The organism is Pseudomonas sp. SED1 (assembly GCF_034044025.1).
Classification (GTDB): Bacteria; Pseudomonadota; Gammaproteobacteria; order Pseudomonadales; family Pseudomonadaceae; genus Aquipseudomonas.
On record NZ_JAXCIS010000123.1, the window covers coordinates 14,126 to 32,153 of the forward strand.

General features: G+C 62.0%; 19 protein-coding genes. 5 read left to right on the top strand and 14 right to left on the bottom strand.

The annotated features are described in order from the left end of the window. Positions 1-7: 7 nt before the first annotated feature. From rodA to SNL23_RS15710, 6 genes are all read right to left on the bottom strand, one after another. Positions 8-1,111, bottom strand: coding sequence for a rod shape-determining protein RodA (gene rodA / locus SNL23_RS15685; protein ID WP_050543221.1), 1,104 nt, complete (start codon positions 1,109-1,111; stop codon positions 8-10). Between the two features lie 31 nt (positions 1,112-1,142). After that, positions 1,143-3,041 (bottom strand): penicillin-binding protein 2, encoded by a 1,899-nt coding sequence (gene mrdA / locus SNL23_RS15690; RefSeq protein WP_076014091.1) that lies wholly within the window; start codon positions 3,039-3,041, stop codon positions 1,143-1,145. A 15-nt stretch (positions 3,042-3,056) separates the two neighbouring features. After that, entirely contained in the window at positions 3,057-3,524 is a 468-nt protein-coding gene (gene rlmH / locus SNL23_RS15695) for a 23S rRNA (pseudouridine(1915)-N(3))-methyltransferase RlmH (RefSeq protein ID WP_003185785.1), read from the bottom strand. 9 nt (positions 3,525-3,533) lie between these two features. After that, complete coding sequence (rsfS, locus tag SNL23_RS15700; RefSeq protein WP_003215432.1) at positions 3,534-4,028, bottom strand: ribosome silencing factor; 495 nt, start codon at positions 4,026-4,028, stop codon at positions 3,534-3,536. Positions 4,029-4,097: 69 nt separating this feature from the next. Then, the gene (nadD, locus tag SNL23_RS15705) at positions 4,098-4,742 is read right to left on the bottom strand and encodes a nicotinate-nucleotide adenylyltransferase (protein WP_003215431.1); all 645 of its coding nucleotides are present in this window, start codon (positions 4,740-4,742) and stop codon (positions 4,098-4,100) included. After that, a complete protein-coding gene (locus tag SNL23_RS15710) occupies positions 4,742-6,007 on the bottom strand; it encodes a glutamate-5-semialdehyde dehydrogenase (RefSeq protein WP_076014092.1) in 1,266 nt (421 codons plus the stop codon). Before SNL23_RS15710 ends, nadD begins: the two co-directional genes overlap by 1 nt. A gap of 176 nt (positions 6,008-6,183) precedes the next feature. On the opposite strand from SNL23_RS15710, the gene SNL23_RS15715 reads away from it, so the two are divergent. Beyond that, complete coding sequence (locus SNL23_RS15715; RefSeq protein ID WP_318302702.1) at positions 6,184-6,867, top strand: DNA-3-methyladenine glycosylase; 684 nt, start codon at positions 6,184-6,186, stop codon at positions 6,865-6,867. 147 nt (positions 6,868-7,014) lie between these two features. Next, on the top strand, positions 7,015-8,331 hold the full coding sequence (locus SNL23_RS15720) for a bifunctional DedA family/phosphatase PAP2 family protein (RefSeq protein WP_318302703.1): 1,317 nt from the start codon (positions 7,015-7,017) through the stop codon (positions 8,329-8,331). Here the strand turns inward: SNL23_RS15720 and SNL23_RS15725 are convergent. The 4 genes from SNL23_RS15725 to SNL23_RS15740 form a co-directional block, all read right to left on the bottom strand. Further along, entirely contained in the window at positions 8,328-8,534 is a 207-nt protein-coding gene (locus SNL23_RS15725) for a hypothetical protein (RefSeq protein WP_076014095.1), read from the bottom strand. The genes SNL23_RS15720 and SNL23_RS15725 overlap by 4 nt on opposite strands. 111 nt (positions 8,535-8,645) lie before the next feature. Further along, positions 8,646-9,236, bottom strand: coding sequence for an LON peptidase substrate-binding domain-containing protein (locus tag SNL23_RS15730; protein WP_076014096.1), 591 nt, complete (start codon positions 9,234-9,236; stop codon positions 8,646-8,648). 22 nt (positions 9,237-9,258) lie between these two features. After that, a complete protein-coding gene (locus tag SNL23_RS15735) occupies positions 9,259-9,975 on the bottom strand; it encodes an LrgB family protein (RefSeq protein WP_318302705.1) in 717 nt (238 codons plus the stop codon). Beyond that, positions 9,972-10,325, bottom strand: a complete 354-nt coding sequence (locus tag SNL23_RS15740; protein ID WP_017476261.1) for a CidA/LrgA family protein — start codon at positions 10,323-10,325, stop codon at positions 9,972-9,974. The genes SNL23_RS15735 and SNL23_RS15740 overlap by 4 nt, the downstream gene beginning before the upstream one ends. Positions 10,326-10,490: 165 nt before the next feature. On the opposite strand from SNL23_RS15740, the gene SNL23_RS15745 reads away from it, so the two are divergent. From SNL23_RS15745 to SNL23_RS15755, 3 genes are all read left to right on the top strand, one after another. Further along, a complete protein-coding gene (locus tag SNL23_RS15745; RefSeq protein WP_076014098.1) occupies positions 10,491-10,946 on the top strand; it encodes a MaoC family dehydratase in 456 nt (151 codons plus the stop codon). Between the two features lie 102 nt (positions 10,947-11,048). Continuing rightward, entirely contained in the window at positions 11,049-12,767 is a 1,719-nt protein-coding gene (locus tag SNL23_RS15750) for a C13 family peptidase (RefSeq protein ID WP_076014099.1), read from the top strand. A 28-nt stretch (positions 12,768-12,795) separates the two neighbouring features. Continuing rightward, positions 12,796-13,437 carry an oxidoreductase gene (locus SNL23_RS15755; protein WP_167665191.1) on the top strand — a complete coding sequence of 214 codons (642 nt, stop codon included), beginning with the start codon at positions 12,796-12,798 and terminating at the stop codon, positions 13,435-13,437. 148 nt (positions 13,438-13,585) lie between these two features. Here the strand turns inward: SNL23_RS15755 and SNL23_RS15760 are convergent, their stop codons facing one another. The 4 genes from SNL23_RS15760 to SNL23_RS15775 form a co-directional block, all read right to left on the bottom strand. Continuing rightward, positions 13,586-13,870 (bottom strand): YceK/YidQ family lipoprotein, encoded by a 285-nt coding sequence (locus SNL23_RS15760; protein ID WP_076014101.1) that lies wholly within the window; start codon positions 13,868-13,870, stop codon positions 13,586-13,588. After that, on the bottom strand, positions 13,863-14,492 hold the full coding sequence (gene ubiX / locus SNL23_RS15765) for a flavin prenyltransferase UbiX (RefSeq protein WP_003219402.1): 630 nt from the start codon (positions 14,490-14,492) through the stop codon (positions 13,863-13,865). The genes SNL23_RS15760 and ubiX overlap by 8 nt, the downstream gene beginning before the upstream one ends. After that, entirely contained in the window at positions 14,489-15,838 is a 1,350-nt protein-coding gene (gene mpl, locus SNL23_RS15770; protein WP_318302706.1) for a UDP-N-acetylmuramate:L-alanyl-gamma-D-glutamyl-meso-diaminopimelate ligase, read from the bottom strand. Before mpl ends, ubiX begins: the two co-directional genes overlap by 4 nt. Positions 15,839-15,899: 61 nt before the next feature. Next, positions 15,900-17,804, bottom strand: coding sequence for a sigma-54-dependent Fis family transcriptional regulator (locus SNL23_RS15775; RefSeq protein WP_318302707.1), 1,905 nt, complete (start codon positions 17,802-17,804; stop codon positions 15,900-15,902). Positions 17,805-18,028: the final 224 nt, after the last annotated feature.

Here is an 18,028-nt window from a genome sequence, read left to right on the forward strand (position 1 = left end):
ACCTTATTCAAACCTGTGCGATCCACTTACGATGGGTATGGATCGACATCAAAACCCCAAACGCTGACATCAATGTCACCAGCGAAGTTCCGCCGTAGCTAATGAACGGCAACGGCACCCCAACCACCGGCAACAGGCCACTGACCATACCGATGTTGACGAAAACGTAAACAAAAAACGTCATGGTGAGGCTGCCGGCGAGCAATTTGCCGAACAGCGTTTGCGCCTGGGCGGTAATCACCAGGCCGCGGCCGATCAGCAGCAAGTAAATCAGCAACAGTGCGCAGATGCCCACCAGGCCGAACTCCTCGCCCATCACCGCGATAATAAAGTCGGTGTGGCTTTCCGGCAAAAAGTCCAGGTGCGACTGGGTGCCCAACAGCCAACCCTTGCCGAACACACCGCCGGAACCGATGGCGGCCTTGGACTGGATGATGTTCCAGCCGGTGCCCAGCGGATCGCTCTCCGGGTCGAGGAACGTGAGGATTCGCTGCTTCTGATAGTCGTGCATGAAGAAGAACCACATGGCCACGGCCACCGGCACGGCGGCGGCCAGCACGCTGAGGATCCAGCGCCAGCGCAAGCCACCCATGAACAGCACGAACGCGCCGCCCGCGAGGATCAGCAACGAGGTGCCGAGGTCGGGCTGGCGCACGATCAGGATAAACGGCACGCCAATCAATATCAGGCTGATGCCCACGTGCTTGAGCTGGGGCGGCAATGTACGTTTTGACAGGTACCAGGCGATGGTCGCCGGCATCAGGATCTTCATGAATTCCGACGGCTGGAAGCGAATCACCCCCGGGATGTTGATCCAGCGGGTCGCCCCCATGGCGTTGTGGCCCATGACATCCACCACCACCAGCAGCAACACACCGGCGACATAACCCAGCGGCACCCAGCGCGCCATGAAGCGCGGCTCCAGCTGGGCGATCACCACCATCGACAACAGGCCCAGGCCAAACGAGGACGCTTGCTTGATCAGCAGGTCCCAGTTTTTGCCACTGGCCGAATACAAAACAAACAGACTGCCGGCCGCCAGGGTCAGCAGCAGGATCAGCAACGGGCCATCAATGTGCATGCGCTGCAGCAAGGTGGCGCGACGGCGCATCACATCCTCGCTGGAGAGGATGCGATCAAAATTACTCTTCACGGGCCGTAGCCTCCACGCTTGAAGGGGTGCCGCCATATTCAGGCTTGAGCTTGCCGTCTTCGGTCAACAGCCAGGCATCCATGATTTGACGCACCACCGGAGCGGCCACACCGGAACCGGACTCGCCGTTCTCGACCATCACTGCCACGACGATTTTCGGGTTGTCGGCCGGGGCAAAGCCGACGAACAAGGCGTGGTCACGGTGGCGCTCCTGAACTTTGGAACGGTCGTATTTCTCGCCCTGCTTGATCGCGACCACCTGGGCGGTACCGCTCTTGCCGGCAATCCGGTATTGCGCGCCGGCAGCCGCTTTACGCGCGGTGCCCCGGGCGCCGTGCATCACTTGCTGCATGCCGTGGTTGACCTTGGCCCAGTCGGACGGGTCGCGCAGCACAATGTCGGGAATCGGGTTTTCATCCACCGGGCGTTCGCCCTCGATGGTCTTGGCCAGGTGCGGACGGTTCCACACACCCTTGTTGGCCACCAGCGCGGTCGCCTGGGCCAGTTGCAGCGGCGTGGCCTGCATATAGCCCTGGCCGATCCCCAGGATCAGGGTTTCGCCCGGGAACCACGCCTGCCTGCGGGTTGCTCGCTTCCACTCGCGGGACGGCATCAGGCCCGGCGATTCTTCGAACATGTCCAGGGAGACTTTCTGACCGAGGCCGAACTTGCCCATGTAGGCCGAGAGCCGATCAATCCCCAGCTTGTGGGCCAGGTCATAGAAGTAGGTGTCGTTGGAACGCATGATCGCCGTGTCCAGGTCCACAAATCCGTCGCCGGTGCGGTTCCAGTTACGGTATTTGTGATCGTAGTTGGGCAGCATGTAGTAGCCGGGGTCGAACACGCGGCTCGACGCTGTGACCACGCCCGAGTCAAGGCCGGCAATCGCCACCGCCGGCTTGATGGTCGAGCCCGGTGGATACAGGCCGCGCAGCACGCGGTTGAACAGCGGCCGGTCAATGGAATCGCGCAGCTCGGCGTAGGCCTTGAAGCTGATCCCGGTGACAAACAGGTTCGGGTCAAAGCTGGGCTGGCTGACCATCGCCAGCACTTCGCCCGTGCTCGGATCCAGCGCCACCACGGCGCCACGGCGACCGCCCAGGGCCATCTCCGCCGCTTCCTGCAACTTGATGTCCAGGCTCAGCACGATGTCCTTGCCGGGCACCGGGTCGGTGCGCTTGAGCACCCGCAGCACGCGGCCTCGGGCGTTGGTCTCGACTTCCTCGTAACCCACCTGGCCGTGCAGTTCCGGCTCGTAGAAACGCTCGATGCCGGTCTTGCCGATATGGTGGGTGCCGCTGTAGTTGACCGGGTCGAGGGTCTTCAGCTCTTTCTCGTTGATCCGGCCCATGTAGCCGACCGAATGCGCGAAGTGCGCCCCTTGCGGGTAGTGCCGCACCAGCTGCGCCACCACTTCCACACCCGGCAGCCGGAACTGGTTCACCGCGATCCGGGCGATCTGCTCTTCGGTCAGCTCGAACAGGATCGGCACCGGCTCAAACGGCCGGCGCCCCTGCTTCATGCGTTTCTCGAAGATCACCCGGTCTTCCGGCGTCAGTTGCAGCACCTCGACGATCACATCAAGGATCTGCTGCCAGTCGCCGGAACGTTCGCGGGTCATGCTCAGGCTGAAGCTGGGCCGGTTATCCGCGACCACCACGCCATTGCGGTCGAAAATCAGCCCACGGGTCGGAGGAATCGGCTGCACGTGCACCCGGTTGTTTTCCGACAGCGTGGAGTGATAGTCGTACTGGATTACCTGCAGGAAATACAGGCGCGCAATCAGCACCCCCAGCAGTACCACCACCAAAATCGCGCCAAACACCACCCGCGCGCGTACAAGACGTGCGTCTTTCTCGTGGTCCTTGATGCGGATCGGCTGGGTCATCAGGCAGGGCGCAGATTATTTGTGGTAAGGGTGCCCGGACAGAACTGTCCAGGCGCGATACAGCTGTTCACCGATCAGGATTCTTACCAACGGGTGCGGCAGTGTCAGGGGCGACAGCGACCAGCGCTGGTCCGCCCGCGCGCACACTTCCGGCGCCAGCCCCTCGGGGCCGCCGACCATGAAGTTGACCGTGCGCGAATCCAGGCGCCAGCGATCCAGCTCCACCGCCAACTGCTCGGTGCTCCAGGGCTTGCCGTGCACTTCGAGGGTCACGATCCGCTCGTTGGGCCCGACCTTGGCCAGCATGGCTTCGCCTTCCTGACGGATAAAGCGGGCCACGTCGGCATTTTTGCCCCGGGTATTGAGCGGTATTTCCACCAGTTCCAGCGCCAATTCGGATGGCAGGCGCTTGGCATATTCATGCCAGCCTTCTTCCACCCACTTGGGCATGCGTGAACCGACAGCGATCAGACGCAGGCGCACAGCCGTTCCTTATTCCTGGTCTTTGTTGAGCTTGTCGAAGTGCGCGTGGCCAACTTCAGGGCTGTGGTGCTTGCCATCAGCGGCACGGCTCTGCTCGGCGCCTTTCCACAGACGCTCCAGGTCGTAGAACTGACGGGCGTTGCTGGTCATCATGTGAACGATCACGTCGTCCATGTCCAACAGTACCCAGTCGCTGTCGCCCTTGCCTTCTTCACCCAATGGCTTGACGCCCTGGGCTTTGACCGCTTCGCGAACCTTGTCCAGCATCGCGCCGATCTGGCGGTTGGAGGTACCGGTGGCGATGATCATGAAGTCGGTGATGCTCTGCTTGTCGCGCACGTCCAGGACTTGAATGTCCTGGGCCTTCACGTCTTCCAGGGCAGCCACGGCAACCTTGACCAGCTCTTCGCCGGCCAGCTCAGGGCCGGTGTGGGCTTCTACTGGCAGAGGAGCGCTCTTGAACGTGCCTTTGCGCTTAACTTTGCTTACGTCTTTGTTCGTCATATAAAACTCGTTTTGCTCGTATGTTCGGGCGCTCGCTGCACGAATGTTCGTGCGTTCAAGCGCGCCTTTTCAGTTCGACGCACGGTAAAGCCCGTGCGCATCGATGTAGGCCAGGACCGCGTCAGGCACCAGGAAACGTACCGACTTCCCGCTGGCCAGCAGTTGACGGATCTGGGTGGCAGACACCGCAAGCGGGGTTTGCCAGACGAATGCAATATTCCCGCTCGGCCCGGTCAGGGCCAAAGGGTCACTTACCGACCGCGCTGCCAGCAGGTTGCGCAAGGCATCCGGCGATTCTGCGTCGGCATCCGGGCGTTGCAGCACCAGGATGTGGCAATGCTGGAGCAACTCTTCCCAGCGGTGCCAAGTGGGCAGGCCGCAAAACGCGTCCCAGCCCAAAAGTAGAAATAACTGGTCATCCGCGGCCAACTCGGCCCGCATCAGTTCCAGGGTGTCGACAGTGTAGGACGGTTTGTCGCGTTTGAGTTCGCGGTCGTCCACCACCAGCGGTGCGATGCCGGCCACCGCCAGGCGGACCATCTCCAGGCGCTGCTGCGCAGACACCTGCGGCGTGTCGCGATGGGGCGGCCGGGCATTCGGTGCCAGGCGCAGCTCATCCAGCCCGAGGGCGTCCGCGACTTCTAGTGCACTGCGCAAATGGCCGATGTGCACGGGGTCGAAGGTGCCGCCGAGCAGCCCGATGCGTTTACCCATCAAGTGCGCACATGACCGTCACCGAACACCACGTACTTCTCGCTGGTCAGCCCTTCCAGACCAACCGGGCCGCGTGCGTGGAGCTTGTCGGTGGAAATACCGATCTCCGCCCCCAGGCCATACTCGAAGCCGTCGGCAAAACGCGTCGAGGCGTTGACCATCACCGAAGCGGAATCCACTTCGTTGAGGAAACGCCGGGCGTCGCTGAAATGCTCGGTGACGATGGCGTCGGTGTGCTTGGAGCCGTATTGGTTGATGTGTTCGATGGCCTGGTCCAGGTCGTCGACGATGCGGATCGACAGGATCGGCGCCGTGTATTCGGTGTACCAGTCTTGCTCGGTGGCTTCGATCACGTCGCTGCCGAGGATCGCCCGGGTACGCTCGCAGCCACGCAGTTCAACGCCCTTGTCACGGTAGATGGCAGCCAGCGGCGGCAGCACGCGATCGGCAATGCCGGCGTGCACCAACAGGGTTTCCATGGTGTTGCACGGGGCGTAGCGGTGGGTCTTGGCGTTGTCGGCGATGCGGATCGCCTTGTCGAGGTCGGCGGCGACGTCGATGAACACGTGGCAGACGCCGTCCAGGTGCTTGATGACCGGCACCTTGGCATCACGGCTCACGCGCTCGATCAGGCTCTTGCCACCACGCGGCACGATCACGTCGACGAATTCAGGCATGGTGATCAGCGCACCAACGGCAGCGCGGTCAGTGGTCTCGACCACTTGCACCACTTCGGCCGGCAGTTCGGCCACGGCCAGGCCCTGCTGAATGCACGCGGCGATGGCACGATTGGAATTGATGGCCTCGGAACCGCCCCGCAGGATGGTGGCGTTGCCGGACTTGAGGCACAGGCTCGCGGCGTCGATGGTCACGTTCGGGCGCGACTCATAGATGATGCCGATCACGCCCAGGGGCACGCGCATCTTGCCCACCTGGATACCCGATGGCAGGTAGCGCATGTCGCGGATTTCACCGATGGGGTCAGGCAGCTTGGCCACCTGACGCAAACCTTCGATCATGTCGTCGATGCGTTCCGGCGTCAGCGCCAGGCGATCCAGCAAGGCAGGCTCCAGACCATTTGCCCGGCCGTTGGCCAGGTCTTGCTCGTTGGCGGCGGTCAGCTCGGAGCGCGAAGCATCCAGAGCGTCGGCAGCCGCCAGCAAGGCGCGGTTCTTCTGCGCCGTGCTCGCACGGGCGATCAACCGCGAGGCCTGACGGGCAGCGCGACCCAGGCGGGTCATGTAGTCAAGAACGGACTCAGTCATGGTCTGGTGGGGTCTTGGCAAAGAGGAAAGCGGCAGATTATAGCTGTGACGCCGTCCCACGGACAGCGGTGAGGGGCGGATGGTCGAAATGAGCTGTAAAAACCCGACGTTCAGCGGGAATTAAGGCTGGAGTTGTTATCATCCTGTCACATTTAGCCGTATTACCTTTGATCGCCATGTCCAGTTTTTCGCCATTGATCCCCGCCAATGCCCTGCCCGACGGCTTTTTCGACCGTGACGCGCAACTGCTCGCGCGCGAATTGCTGGGAAAAGTCATTCGCCACCGTGTCGGTGATTTGTGGCTGTCGGCGCGAATTATCGAAACCGAAGCCTATTACCTCGCCGAAAAAGGCAGCCACGCGTCCCTTGGCTACACAGAAAAGCGTAAGGCTTTGTTTCTGGATGGCGGCCACATCTATATGTACTACGCCCGTGGCGGCGATTCGCTGAACTTCAGCGCCCATGGCCCAGGCAATGCGGTGTTGATCAAATCGGCCTATCCGTGGGTCGACGAAGTGTCCGGCCCGGCCAGCCTGGCGCAGATGCTGCTGAACAACCCGGACGCCAGCGGCAAGCCGCGCCCCTCGCAAAAGCTGTGTGCCGGCCAGACCTTGCTGTGCAAGGCGCTGGGTTTGAAGGTGCCGATGTGGGATGCCAAACGCTTTGACCAGGAGTTGCTCTACGTGGAAGACGTGGGGCTTACGCCGGCGCAGATTATCCAGACCACCCGACTGGGCATCCCCGGCGGGCGCGATGAACACCTGATGTACCGCTTCGTGGATGCCGGTTATGCGCCGTATTGCACACGGAACCCGCTGCGCCGGGGCCAGGTCGAAGGCCGCGACTATTTTTTGATTTGAAACGCTAGCCCCCTGTAGGAGCGAGCTTGCTCGCGAAGAACCCGAGAGCGCCGCGCTAAACCAGATAGCCCGCGTTAGCGTTAACGACCTTCGCGAGCAAGCTCGCTCCTACAGAGGGGGCAATATTCACAAAGGGAGTTTGATTGTATGGGCCCATGGCTCGATGGCATTACCGGCTGGCTGACCCTAAACCCGCAATGGCTCGCCGTGGCGGTATTTATCGTGGCGTGCGTGGAGTGCCTGGCCATTGCCGGCCTGATCGTACCGGGCACGGTGTTGCTGTTTGCCATCGCCGCGCTGGCCGGCAGCGGCGCACTGTCCCTGGGGGAAACCCTGTTGCTGGGCTTCCTCGGCGGCATGCTGGGTGATGTTGCTTCCTACTTCCTCGGTCGCCATTTCCACCAGAACATCCGGCGCCTGCCCGGCCTGCGGCATCACCCTGAATGGATGAGCGGCGCTGAGGCTTACTTCCACAAGTACGGCATCGCGAGCCTGCTGGTAGGACGCTTCATTGGTCCGCTGCGGCCGATGTTGCCGATGGTCGCGGGCATGTGTGACATGCCCTTCCCACGCTTTGTTGCCGTGAGCCTGCTGGCCGGCGCGGGATGGTCGGTGGCGTATCTGCTGCCGGGTTGGGCCACCGGCGCGGCCTTCCGTCTGCCATTGCCCGAGGGCTTCTGGCCAGAAGCCGGGATTGTCGCCGCCTGCCTGGTGGTGCTGATCGGCGTGAGCCTCAACACCAGCCTGCGCGGCCACCGGCGCGCCACCCTGTGGATTGGCTGCATCGGCGGCACACTGCTGATTGCGTTGTTTATCGGCTATCACTACCTGAACGACTTTGACCAGGGCTTGATGGCGCTGGTGCAGGAACACCGCGGCCCGGCGATCGATAGAGCCATGGTGATGGTGACCCAGCTCGGCGAGTTCAAGAAGATGTTTGTGGCCAGTGCCGTATTGACCGGCCTGCTGGTCGTGGCGCGGCAATGGCGCCAGGCAATCTTTGTCGGCGCCACCCTGCTGGGCGCTGCGCTGATCAATACCGGCACCAAACTGTTTTTTGCGCGGATGCGCCCCGAAGTGCTGACCGATCCGCTCACCAGTTTCAGCATGCCCAGCGGCCATGCATCCGGCTCGTTTGCATTCTTCCTGGCGTTGGCGGTGCTGGCCGGCCGTGGTCAACCGACCCGCCTGCGCCTGACCTGGCTGGTGCTCGGCTGCATTCCTGCAGCGACCATTGCGATTTCCCGGGTGTACCTGGGAGCGCACTGGCCGACGGACATCCTGGCCGGCACCCTGTTGGCGATGACGGTCTGTGCCTTCAGCCTGCACTTCAGCCAGCAGCGCAGCCTATTACCAGCAATGCCGCCGAGAGTCTGGTGGTTGATCTTGCCCGTGTGTGGCGCGGTGCTCGCGTTTATTGCGTTTACCGGCACCTCTCACGCGCTGCTCAGGTACGCCTATTAAGCAGGCCCCAGCCAATCCACGGGAGCAGCGCGACGTTCGACGCTGCGCTCGCGCCGCTCCAGAAACATTTCGTCAGCTATATGCGCGGCGCGTTCGGCGATGTCTTCCGCACCGCGACCATCGTCCATCTGCAGTATCTGTGTCGTGATGGCTATAAAAAAGGCATCCCATACGACCTGCTCCGATTGCGAAAGCTGAATCATCCTTCCCCCTGATCATCGTTACGTGATTGCCAACTATTTCAGGCAACGAGATCAGGGCAACGACGGAAAATCTGAAGACAGGGAAGGATAAATCCGAGTGGCACTCGCGGGTCAGGTGAACAGCTCGCCCTGCAATTCATCCAGCAACAGCTGGATCGCGTCCAGACGCTGTTGCGGGTCATCGAGTTGCAGCAGGTCGATCTTGTCGGCCTCGGTAAAGGGCAGCAGATACGCCAGCTGATTGCCCAAGGCCTGCTGGCCATCGGCATGGGTCCCCATGTCCAGGGAGGCGACCATCGGGTGCTCAGCCAGGGCATGGAGCAGCGCGAGCAAGTCGGCGTCTTCCTCTTCCAACGGCTGCTCGGGGTGTTCGTCCAGCCACTGCACCTCAGCCACCAGCAGTTGGTCCTTCTGCACACCGGCGTCACGTACGCGGAAACGCCGACCGCCCTCGACCCGAATCCCCAGCAGGCCATTGTCCTGCTGCTTGAAGTCGCGAATCAGCGCTTCGCAGCCAATCAACGCGTAGCCATCCGGCGCCAGCCCGACTTCCTTGCCGTCGAGGATGCACACCACGCCAAAGCTTTCGCCCTTTTTCATGCAGCGGCTGATCATGTCCAGGTAACGCACCTCGAACAATTGCAGGTCGAGGGTGCACCCGGGAAACAGCACGGTATTGAGCGGGAAAAGCGCCAGACTCATAAAAGGTTTCCTTAAACCCGACTTAAATAACCAGCGACACGGCCAACGGCAAGAACACCGCCGTGGCCACGCCCATCAAACTCATGGCCAGCGCCGCAAAGGCGCCGGTCTCTTCGCTTTCCTGCAAAGCCACCGAGGTACCCACCGCGTGGGCGGTCATGCCCAGCGCCATGCCGCGCGCCTCGGGGCTGTGCACGCCCAGGCGCGACAAATACGCCGGCCCGATCATCGCGCCGATCACCCCGGTGATCAGCACAAACACCGCCGCCAATGCCGCCACGCCACCGATCTGCTCGGCCACCAGCATCGCAATCGGTGAGGTCACGGACTTGGGCGCCATGGTCATCAGCATCATGTGTTCGGCACCAAACCACCAGCCCAACAGCACGCACAGACCGGTGGCCAATACGCCTCCCACTACCAGCGTAGTAAAAATCGGCCAGAACAATTGGCGAATCCGTCGCAGATTCAGGTAAAGCGGCACCGCCAGGGCTACCGTTGCCGGGCCCAGCAGGATGCTCATGATCTCGGTGCTTTTGCGGTACTCGACGTAGGTCAGGCCGCAGCTGAGCAACACGCCGATCACCAGCAGCATCGACACCAGCACCGGCTGCAGGAAAATCCAGCGGGTTTTCTCGAAGCCCGCCAGCACCAGCTGATAGGCGCCGAGGGTGATGCCGATGCCGAACAGCGGGTGATGAATGACCGACCACCACGCGCCGTGCCAGTCGAAGATCATTGGTCCTTCTCCTTGCGCTTGACCATCTGCTGCATCAACACGCCGACAAAACCCATGGCGATCACCAGCGACAACACTAACGCGCCGACGATGGCCCAAAAGTCGGCGGCGATATCCTTGGCATACACCATCACGCCTACCGCCGGCGGCACCAGCAGCAACGGCAGGTAGCGCAGCAGGCTGCTGGCGGCCAGGCTCAGGGGTTCACCGACTTCGCCGCGCCACACCAGAAATGCCAGCATCAGCAGCAGGCCAATAATCGGCCCCGGCAACACCGGGACAAACAAATGATTGATCGCCGTGCCGAGCAATTGAAACAGCACCAGCCATGTCAGACCGCGTAACAGCATCCGTTCTTCCCCCCAAAAGCGTGTCGGCATTATAAGCACGCTGCCTCTATGGAGCGGCATTCGCCAAAAGCATGGTGGGTTGACCGGGCCAAGTGCCCGTGATGATCTACATTGGTTCTCTGGACCTGTCCAAAAACACAACATGATGAACCAAGGAGAGTCGCAATGCCCTCAGTACCCGTAGAGCAACTCAAGGATTATGTCGGCAAGGAACTGGGACGTTCCGCATGGCTCACCATCGACCAGGAGCGCATCAACCTGTTCGCGGAAGCCACCGGCGATTTTCAGTTCATCCACGTCGACCCGGTGAAAGCCGCCCAGACGCCGTTCGGCGGCACCATCGCCCACGGTTTCCTGTCGCTGTCGCTGATACCCAAGCTGATCGAAGACATCCTGATCATGCCAGAAGGCCTGAAAATGGCCGTCAACTATGGCCTGGACAGCGTGCGCTTCATCCAGCCGGTGAAGGTGGACTCCAAGGTGCGCCTGGCCGTGACCCTGACCGACGCCACCGAGAAAAAGCCTGGGCAATGGCTGCTTAAGGCTACCTGCACCCTGGAAATCGATGGCCAGGAAAAACCCGCGTATATAGCCGAGTCGTTGTCACTCTGCTTCGTCTGAGCCTGGCTGTGGTGGGCCCGACCGCTCACCACAATTCATGTAAATTTATGTATAGATCTCGCAGCTGCGGCATACTCGGCGCTCAATTATCCGGATCCCGCTATGCGCCCACTCGCCCCCCTTGCTCTTGTCCTGTTGCTCACCGCGTGCGGCGACGGCGAATCGCTGTTGCCGCCCGATGCGCGGCTGCCCGATGGCGGTCGTTACCGTGGCGATGTGGTCAATGGCTTGCTGCAAGGCCAGGGCCGAGTGGATTACCCCAACGGCAGCTGGTACGCCGGCCAGTTTGATAAAGGCCAATGGCACGGCCAGGGTGAGTGGCATGGCAGCAATGGCGAAGTCTATAAAGGCCAGTTCCAGCAAGGCCTGTTCGACGGCCAGGGCAGCCTGACCACTGCGGGCAACAGCTACGTCGGCGGGTTCAAGCAAGGCAAACGCAACGGCGAAGGCACCCTCAAAGAAGGGCAGATGACCTATCGCGGCGAATTCAAGGACGACCAGTATTCCGGCCTCGGCCGCCTCGAGCTGGCCGACGGCAGCCAGTACCAGGGCCAGTTCGCCCACGGCAAGCCCAACGGCGAAGGCCAGCGTAACGACGACAGCGGCAACCAGTTCAGCGGCCGCTTCGTCGATGGCCAGTTGGAGGGCAACGGCACCTTCAACAGTGCCGAAGGCGACATGTACATCGGCCACTTCAAACAGAACCAGCTCAACGGCAAGGGACGTTATGAGAACGCCGACGGCGACGTATGGATCGGCGAGTTCAAGGAAGGCGCCCTCAGCGGCAAGGGCGAACTGATCGGCGTCGACGGCAGCCACTATGTCGGTCAATTCGTTGACTGGCGCTTCACCGGCCCAGGCCGCCTGAACCTCACCGACGGCAGCTTCTATATCGGCGGCTTTGACAGCGACAGCTATCAAGGGCGTGGAACCCTGGTGCTCACCGATGGCACCGTACAGGCCGGCACCTGGGTCAACGGCATGCGCGTGCGCGACGCCGACGGCAAGTTATTACCCGACCCGTTGGAAACCGGCCTGCTGGCCCAGGGCCGTTTGCTCGATGCTGCCCTCGCCGCCGTGCCAGCCTCCACCAAGGCGGTGGAGCTGTACACCCTGGTGGTGGCCGGCGACGGCAAGCAGAGCGTGTTCCTGCGTGAAGCCGACTACGTCAGCAACATGCTCGCCACCCGCTTCGGCGCCTACGGCCAGATCCGCCTGGTGAACCACCGCGACCATATTGCCGACCGCCCCATGGCCACTCGCGAAAGCCTGCGCCGCTCGGTCCAGACCCTGGCCGAACGCAGTGGCCCGGAAGACCTGGTGTTCATCTACCTGACCAGCCACGGCACCCACGAACACGAACTGGTGCTCGACCAGCCACGCATGGAGTTGGCCGACCTGCCGGCCGATGAGTTGGCCGCCGTGCTGGAACCGCTGAAGAACCGCGACAAGATCATCGTGATTTCGGCCTGCTACTCCGGCGGGTTCATCCCGGCGCTGAAAGACGAACACACCCTGATCATGACCGCCTCACGGGCCGACCGCGTGTCGTTCGGCTGCTCCGAAGAAGCCGACTTCACCTACTTCGGCGACGCCCTCTTCGCCCAGGCCTTCAACCAGACCGACGACTTGCAGCAAGCCTTCAAACTGGCGCAAACCCACGTGGCCGAACGCGAACAGGCGGACAACTTCGAAGCCTCCGAGCCGCAGATCTGGGCCCCCAAAGGCGTGATTGCCCATTGGCAATTATTACGAAAACAGCAGGCACGAAAAGCGTTGGAAAGCGTCTCAATGAATAGCAAGGAAGCTAAGAGCAACTAAGCTGAATCTGTATCTAGGGGGAAACATCATGTACCTGACGCCTCAGCATATATTGCTCGCCGGAGCCTCCGGCCTGACCGGGGAACACCTGCTGGACCGCCTGCTCAACGAGCCGACAGTGACCCGCGTGCTGGCACCCAGCCGCAAGCCGTTGGCCGAGCATCCACACCTGGAAAACCCGGTGGGCGACCCGGCGGTGTTCTTGCCGCAACTGAGCGGCCAGGTGGACATCGCCTTCTGCTGCCTGGGCACCACCATCAAACAGGCCGGGTCCGAAGCAGCCTTCCGCGCCGTCGACCTGGACATGGTCGTAGCCTTCGCCAAGCGCGCACGGGAGCTGGGCGCACGGCACCTGATCGTGATCAGCGCGATCGGCGCCGATCCGAAATCCTCGATCTTCTACAACCGGGTCAAGGGCGAAATGGAACAGGCGCTGAAGGCTCAGGATTGGCCGCAGTTGACCATCGTCCGACCTTCGCTGTTGCTGGGTGAGCGGTTGGAGCCACGCTTGGCCGAGCAACTGGCCGGGCCATTGTCGCGACTGATTCCGGGCAAGTACCACGGCATTGAAGTGTGCGAACTGGCACGCGCGATGTGGCGGCTGGCGCTGGAAGAGCAGGACGGGGTGCGGGTTGTGGAGTCGGATGAGTTGCGCAAGCTCGGCAAGTAACCCGTATTCCAGGGCGTACACCATCCAAATGTGGGAGCGGGCTTGCTCGCGAATGCGGTAGATCAGTCACTGATGTATTGACTGACACTGTGCATTCGCGAGCAAGCCCGCTCCCACATTAGGTATAGGGTGTTCCTGATATTTTGTACTACAGGCCGCCCGTCGCGTTAAACCCAACCCCCAACACCGTCAGCACCGACAACGGCAACAGCAACGTATCGAGCAACGCGCTGGCCGGCAGGTCGACATGGGGATAGCTCGGCGCCTCGGCCCCAAAGCGGTCCATTGCGCAACACCCACCTTGAATCGCATACAAATCCAGACGCGTCCCGGCATACACCACCGGCGCCCCGGGTTGTGCCGCGTCCAGCGTGCGCGCAGTCGCGCACCCCGTCAGCTGAGCCGCCAGCAACACCATCAATAGTTTATTCATCACTGCTCAAATGGTGCTCGCCCCAGCGCGGCAGCATGTCCTGGGGAATGTTCAGCAGGTTGAGAATCCGCGCCACCACAAAATCCACCAGGTCATCGATGGTTTGCGGCTGGTGATAAAAGCCCGGCGACGCCGGCAGGATGGTCACGCCCATGTTTGATAGCTTGAGCATGTGTTCCAGATGGATGCTCGAATACGGCGCCTCGCGCGGTACCAGAATCAACTGTCGGCGCTCCTTCAAGGTCACATCCGCTGCCCGCTCGATCAGGTTGTTGCAGGCCCCCGTGGCAATCGCCGACAGGGTCCCGGTGGAACACGGCACCACCACCATCGCGGCCGGCGCGCCGGAGCCCGAAGCCACCGGCGACATCCAGTCTTCCTTGCCATAGACCTTGATCTGCCCCGCCGCCGCACCGGTGTACTCGGTGAGGAAGGCCTGCATCATCTGCACCTTGGGCGGCAACGCGACATCGGTCTCGGTGGCCAGTACCAGTTGCGCCGCCTTGGAGATCAGGAAGTGCACCTCGCGGTCTTCGCGCACCAGGCAATCCAGCAGGCGCAAGCCATAGGGCGCGCCCGATGCGCCGGTCATCGCCAGGGTGACGCGTTCCGGGCCGCTCATTTCAGGGCCTCGGCGAGTTTGCCGTGCAGGCCGCCGAAGCCGCCGTTGCTCATGATCACCACGTGAGTGCCGGGCTTGGCCTGGTGTTTCACGTGCTCAATGATGCCTTCCAGTGAGTCGCAGCAAATCGACGGCACCGTGCACAGCGCGGCGATGGCGGGCAAGTCCCAGCCGAGGTTGGCCGGTGCATACCACACAGCATGGTCTGCATCGTTCACGCTTTCCGGCAAACCATCACGGTGGGCGCCCAGCTTCATGGAGTTGGAGCGTGGTTCGATAATCGCAATGACCTGGGCGCCACCCACGCGTTTGCGCAGGCCATCCAGGGTGGTGGCGATGGCCGTCGGGTGGTGGGCAAAGTCGTCGTAGATGGTAATCCCATTCACTTCGGCGACCTTTTCCATACGGCGCTTGACGCTTTTGAATGCGCTCAAGGCAGCGATGCCCATGGATGGCACCACCCCGACATGCCGCGCAGCCGCCAGGGTAACCAAGGCGTTGGCGACGTTGTGTTGGCCTGTCATGTCCCAATCGACGATGCCTTGGGCGACGCCTTCGAACAGCACTTCAAATTTTGAGCCGTCTTCACTCAGCAGTTTGACCTGCCATTGGCCGGCCGCGCCGGTGGTTTGTACCGGGGTCCAGCAGCCCATCTCGATCACGCGCTGCAAGGCCGGCTCGGTAGTCGGGTGAATCACCAGGCCTTCGCTTGGGATAGTGCGCACCAAGTGATGGAACTGCCGCTCGATGGCCGCCAGATCAGGGAAGATGTCAGCGTGATCGAACTCCAGGTTATTCAGGATCGCCGTGCGCGGGCGGTAGTGAACGAACTTGGAGCGCTTGTCGAAGAATGCGCTGTCGTACTCATCGGCTTCGATGACAAAGAACGGGGTGTCGCCGAGGCGCGCCGACACCGAGAAGTTCTGTGGCACGCCGCCGATCAGGAAGCCCGGGCTCATGCCCGCGTGTTCCAGCACCCAGGCCAGCATGCTGCTGGTGGTGGTCTTGCCGTGGGTTCCGGCAACCGCCAGCACCCAACGGCCTTGCAACACGTGGTCTGCCAGCCATTGCGGGCCAGACACGTAAGGCAAACCTTTATTCAGTACGTACTCGACCGCCGGGTTACCGCGGCTCATGGCATTGCCGATCACCACCAGGTCCGGGACTGGGTCGAACTGCGCCGGGTCGTAGCCTTGGGTCAGCTCAATGCCCTGAGCCTGCAGCTGCGTGCTCATGGGAGGGTAAACGTTGGCATCGGAGCCAGTAACATGATGGCCCAGTTCTTTGGCGAGAACCGCCATAGAGCCCATGAACGTGCCGCAAATACCGAGAATATGAATGTGCATAGTCGACCTCGTAAAACATCGAGGCAGGTTAGCGTAGGGTGGGAAAATTCGCACTCTTTAGCTAACGGGCGATCCCGTGTTTACGCAGCTTTCTATACAAGGTGTTGCGGCTTACCCCCAGTTGCTCTGCGGTATGGCTCATGTGCCAGCGCTGTTGCTCCAAGGCACTGAGCAGCGCCAGGCGCTCTGCATCGTCCAAGGGCGAATCCGAACGGTCCTCTACTACTGCAGGCCGCGGGCGTGCCTGGCGAATGACCGCTGGCAGGTCTTCAAGCCCAATCCGTCCGTCGTCGCACAATGCCGCCAACGTGCGCAGCACCGTGCGCAACTGCCGCACATTGCCCGGCCAGGCAAATGCCAACAGTGCCTGACGCGCAGGGCCGTCGAGCAACACCGGCTGGTCGCCCGTCTCCTCAGCCAACAGAAAGTCGAGCAGTTGCGACTTATCGCTGCGCTCACGCAACGGCGGCAGGGCGATTTCCAGGCCGTTCAGCCGGTAGTACAGGTCTTCGCGAAAACTGCCGTCCTCTACCCGCTCCAGCAAATTACGGTGGGTGGCGCTGATGATTCTGACGTTCACCGCTTGCGGCTCGCCGCCGATGGGCACGACGAGTCGGTCTTCCAAAACCCTTAACAGGCGCGTTTGCAAAGCGAGGGGCATATCGCCGATTTCATCCAGGAACAACGTACCACCATCCGCTTGTTGCAGCTTGCCGCGCATGCCTTCCTTGCGGGCGCCGGTGAAACTGCCGCCGCGATAGCCGAACAGCTCGCTCTCGATCAGGCTTTCCGGGATGGCCGCGCAGTTCAGGGCGATAAAGGCTTTATCGGCCCGGAGGCTGGCATGGTGCACCGCCTTGGCAAACGCCTCCTTACCGGAGCCGGTTTCGCCATTGATCAGTAAAGGCACGTCGCGTTCGAACACACGCAACGCCTTGCGGAAATCGTTTTGCAGCGCCGCATCGCCCAGGCAAATGCCCGGCAACCGGGGCCGTTCGGGCAAGGGCTGTGGAGCTGGCACCGGTACGCTGCGGGGCTGGCCGCGCAACACCGCGAACAACCCACGGCCATCGCGGGTACGCAGCGGCCAACTGGCGCTGGCATTCGCGCTGGCACGTCCGAGCAACTCGTCCAGGGAGCAATCGAAAAACGCCTCCACCGGCTGGCCCAACAGGCCGCCACGGATCTGCCCGAGCAGGTTCAACGCACTCTGGTTGACCGCGCAAATGCGCCCTTCGCCATCGAACGCCAGCAACCCTTCGCTGAACAGCCCCACAGACTCGGCCTGCAAATGAAAGCGCAGCAACCAGTGGTGCTCGAAATGCCGCAGGAAGTAGCAGCTCTCGATCATCTTCGCCGAAAGATTGACCAGCGCCATGGTGTGGAATTGGCTCTGGCGCGACACCGCCTCCCGGGCCGAGGACACATCCAGCACCGCCAGCAGCTCGCCATGGGGGTCGAACACCGGGCTGGCCGAGCAGGTCAGGCCGGTATGCCGGCCACGGAAGTGTTCATCGCGATGAATCGTCAGGGACTGGCGCTCCACCAGGCAGGTGCCGATGCCGTTGGTGCCTTCGCAGGCCTCGCTCCAGTCGGCGCCCAGCCACAGCCCGGCACGCTCGAAAATCTTGCGCTCGCTTGGGGCGGTGACGCAGTTGAGGATCACCCCACGGGCATCGGTCAGCAGCACGGCATGGCCGGCGCCGGATAACTGTTGATGCAGGCTGTTCATTTCACTGCCGGCGATGCTCAGCACTTGTTGCAGGCGCTCGCGGCTTTCCAGCAGGCGGCCATGTTCGAGCACCGTGGGCGCAACCGTCAGCGCGGGGTCGAGGTGATAGTCCTCCAGGCAACGCAGCCAGGAGCGGGCGATGGACGGATCGCTGCCGGGGCCGTGCAACGGGTCCTGACCACGGGTGACCGTCAGGACTTGCTGGGCATGGCGACTGAAATGATCGTTTTGCATGTTTTTATTATTCTCCCTGCGTGAGCTACACCACCGCGCGCGAATGCCCAGCATCCTCCAGCGCCCCGACCAATGCAATCCCGACCAGACCCATGGGTCACAGGCTGTACCGTTTATGGCACAAACTGTCACCCAAGCTGTACCAAGCCTGTCACAGCAACGGCTTGGTACGACCTCAAAACCCTTGATTTACGGGGCCCGCAAGGCACTGGCCCGACCTTTGC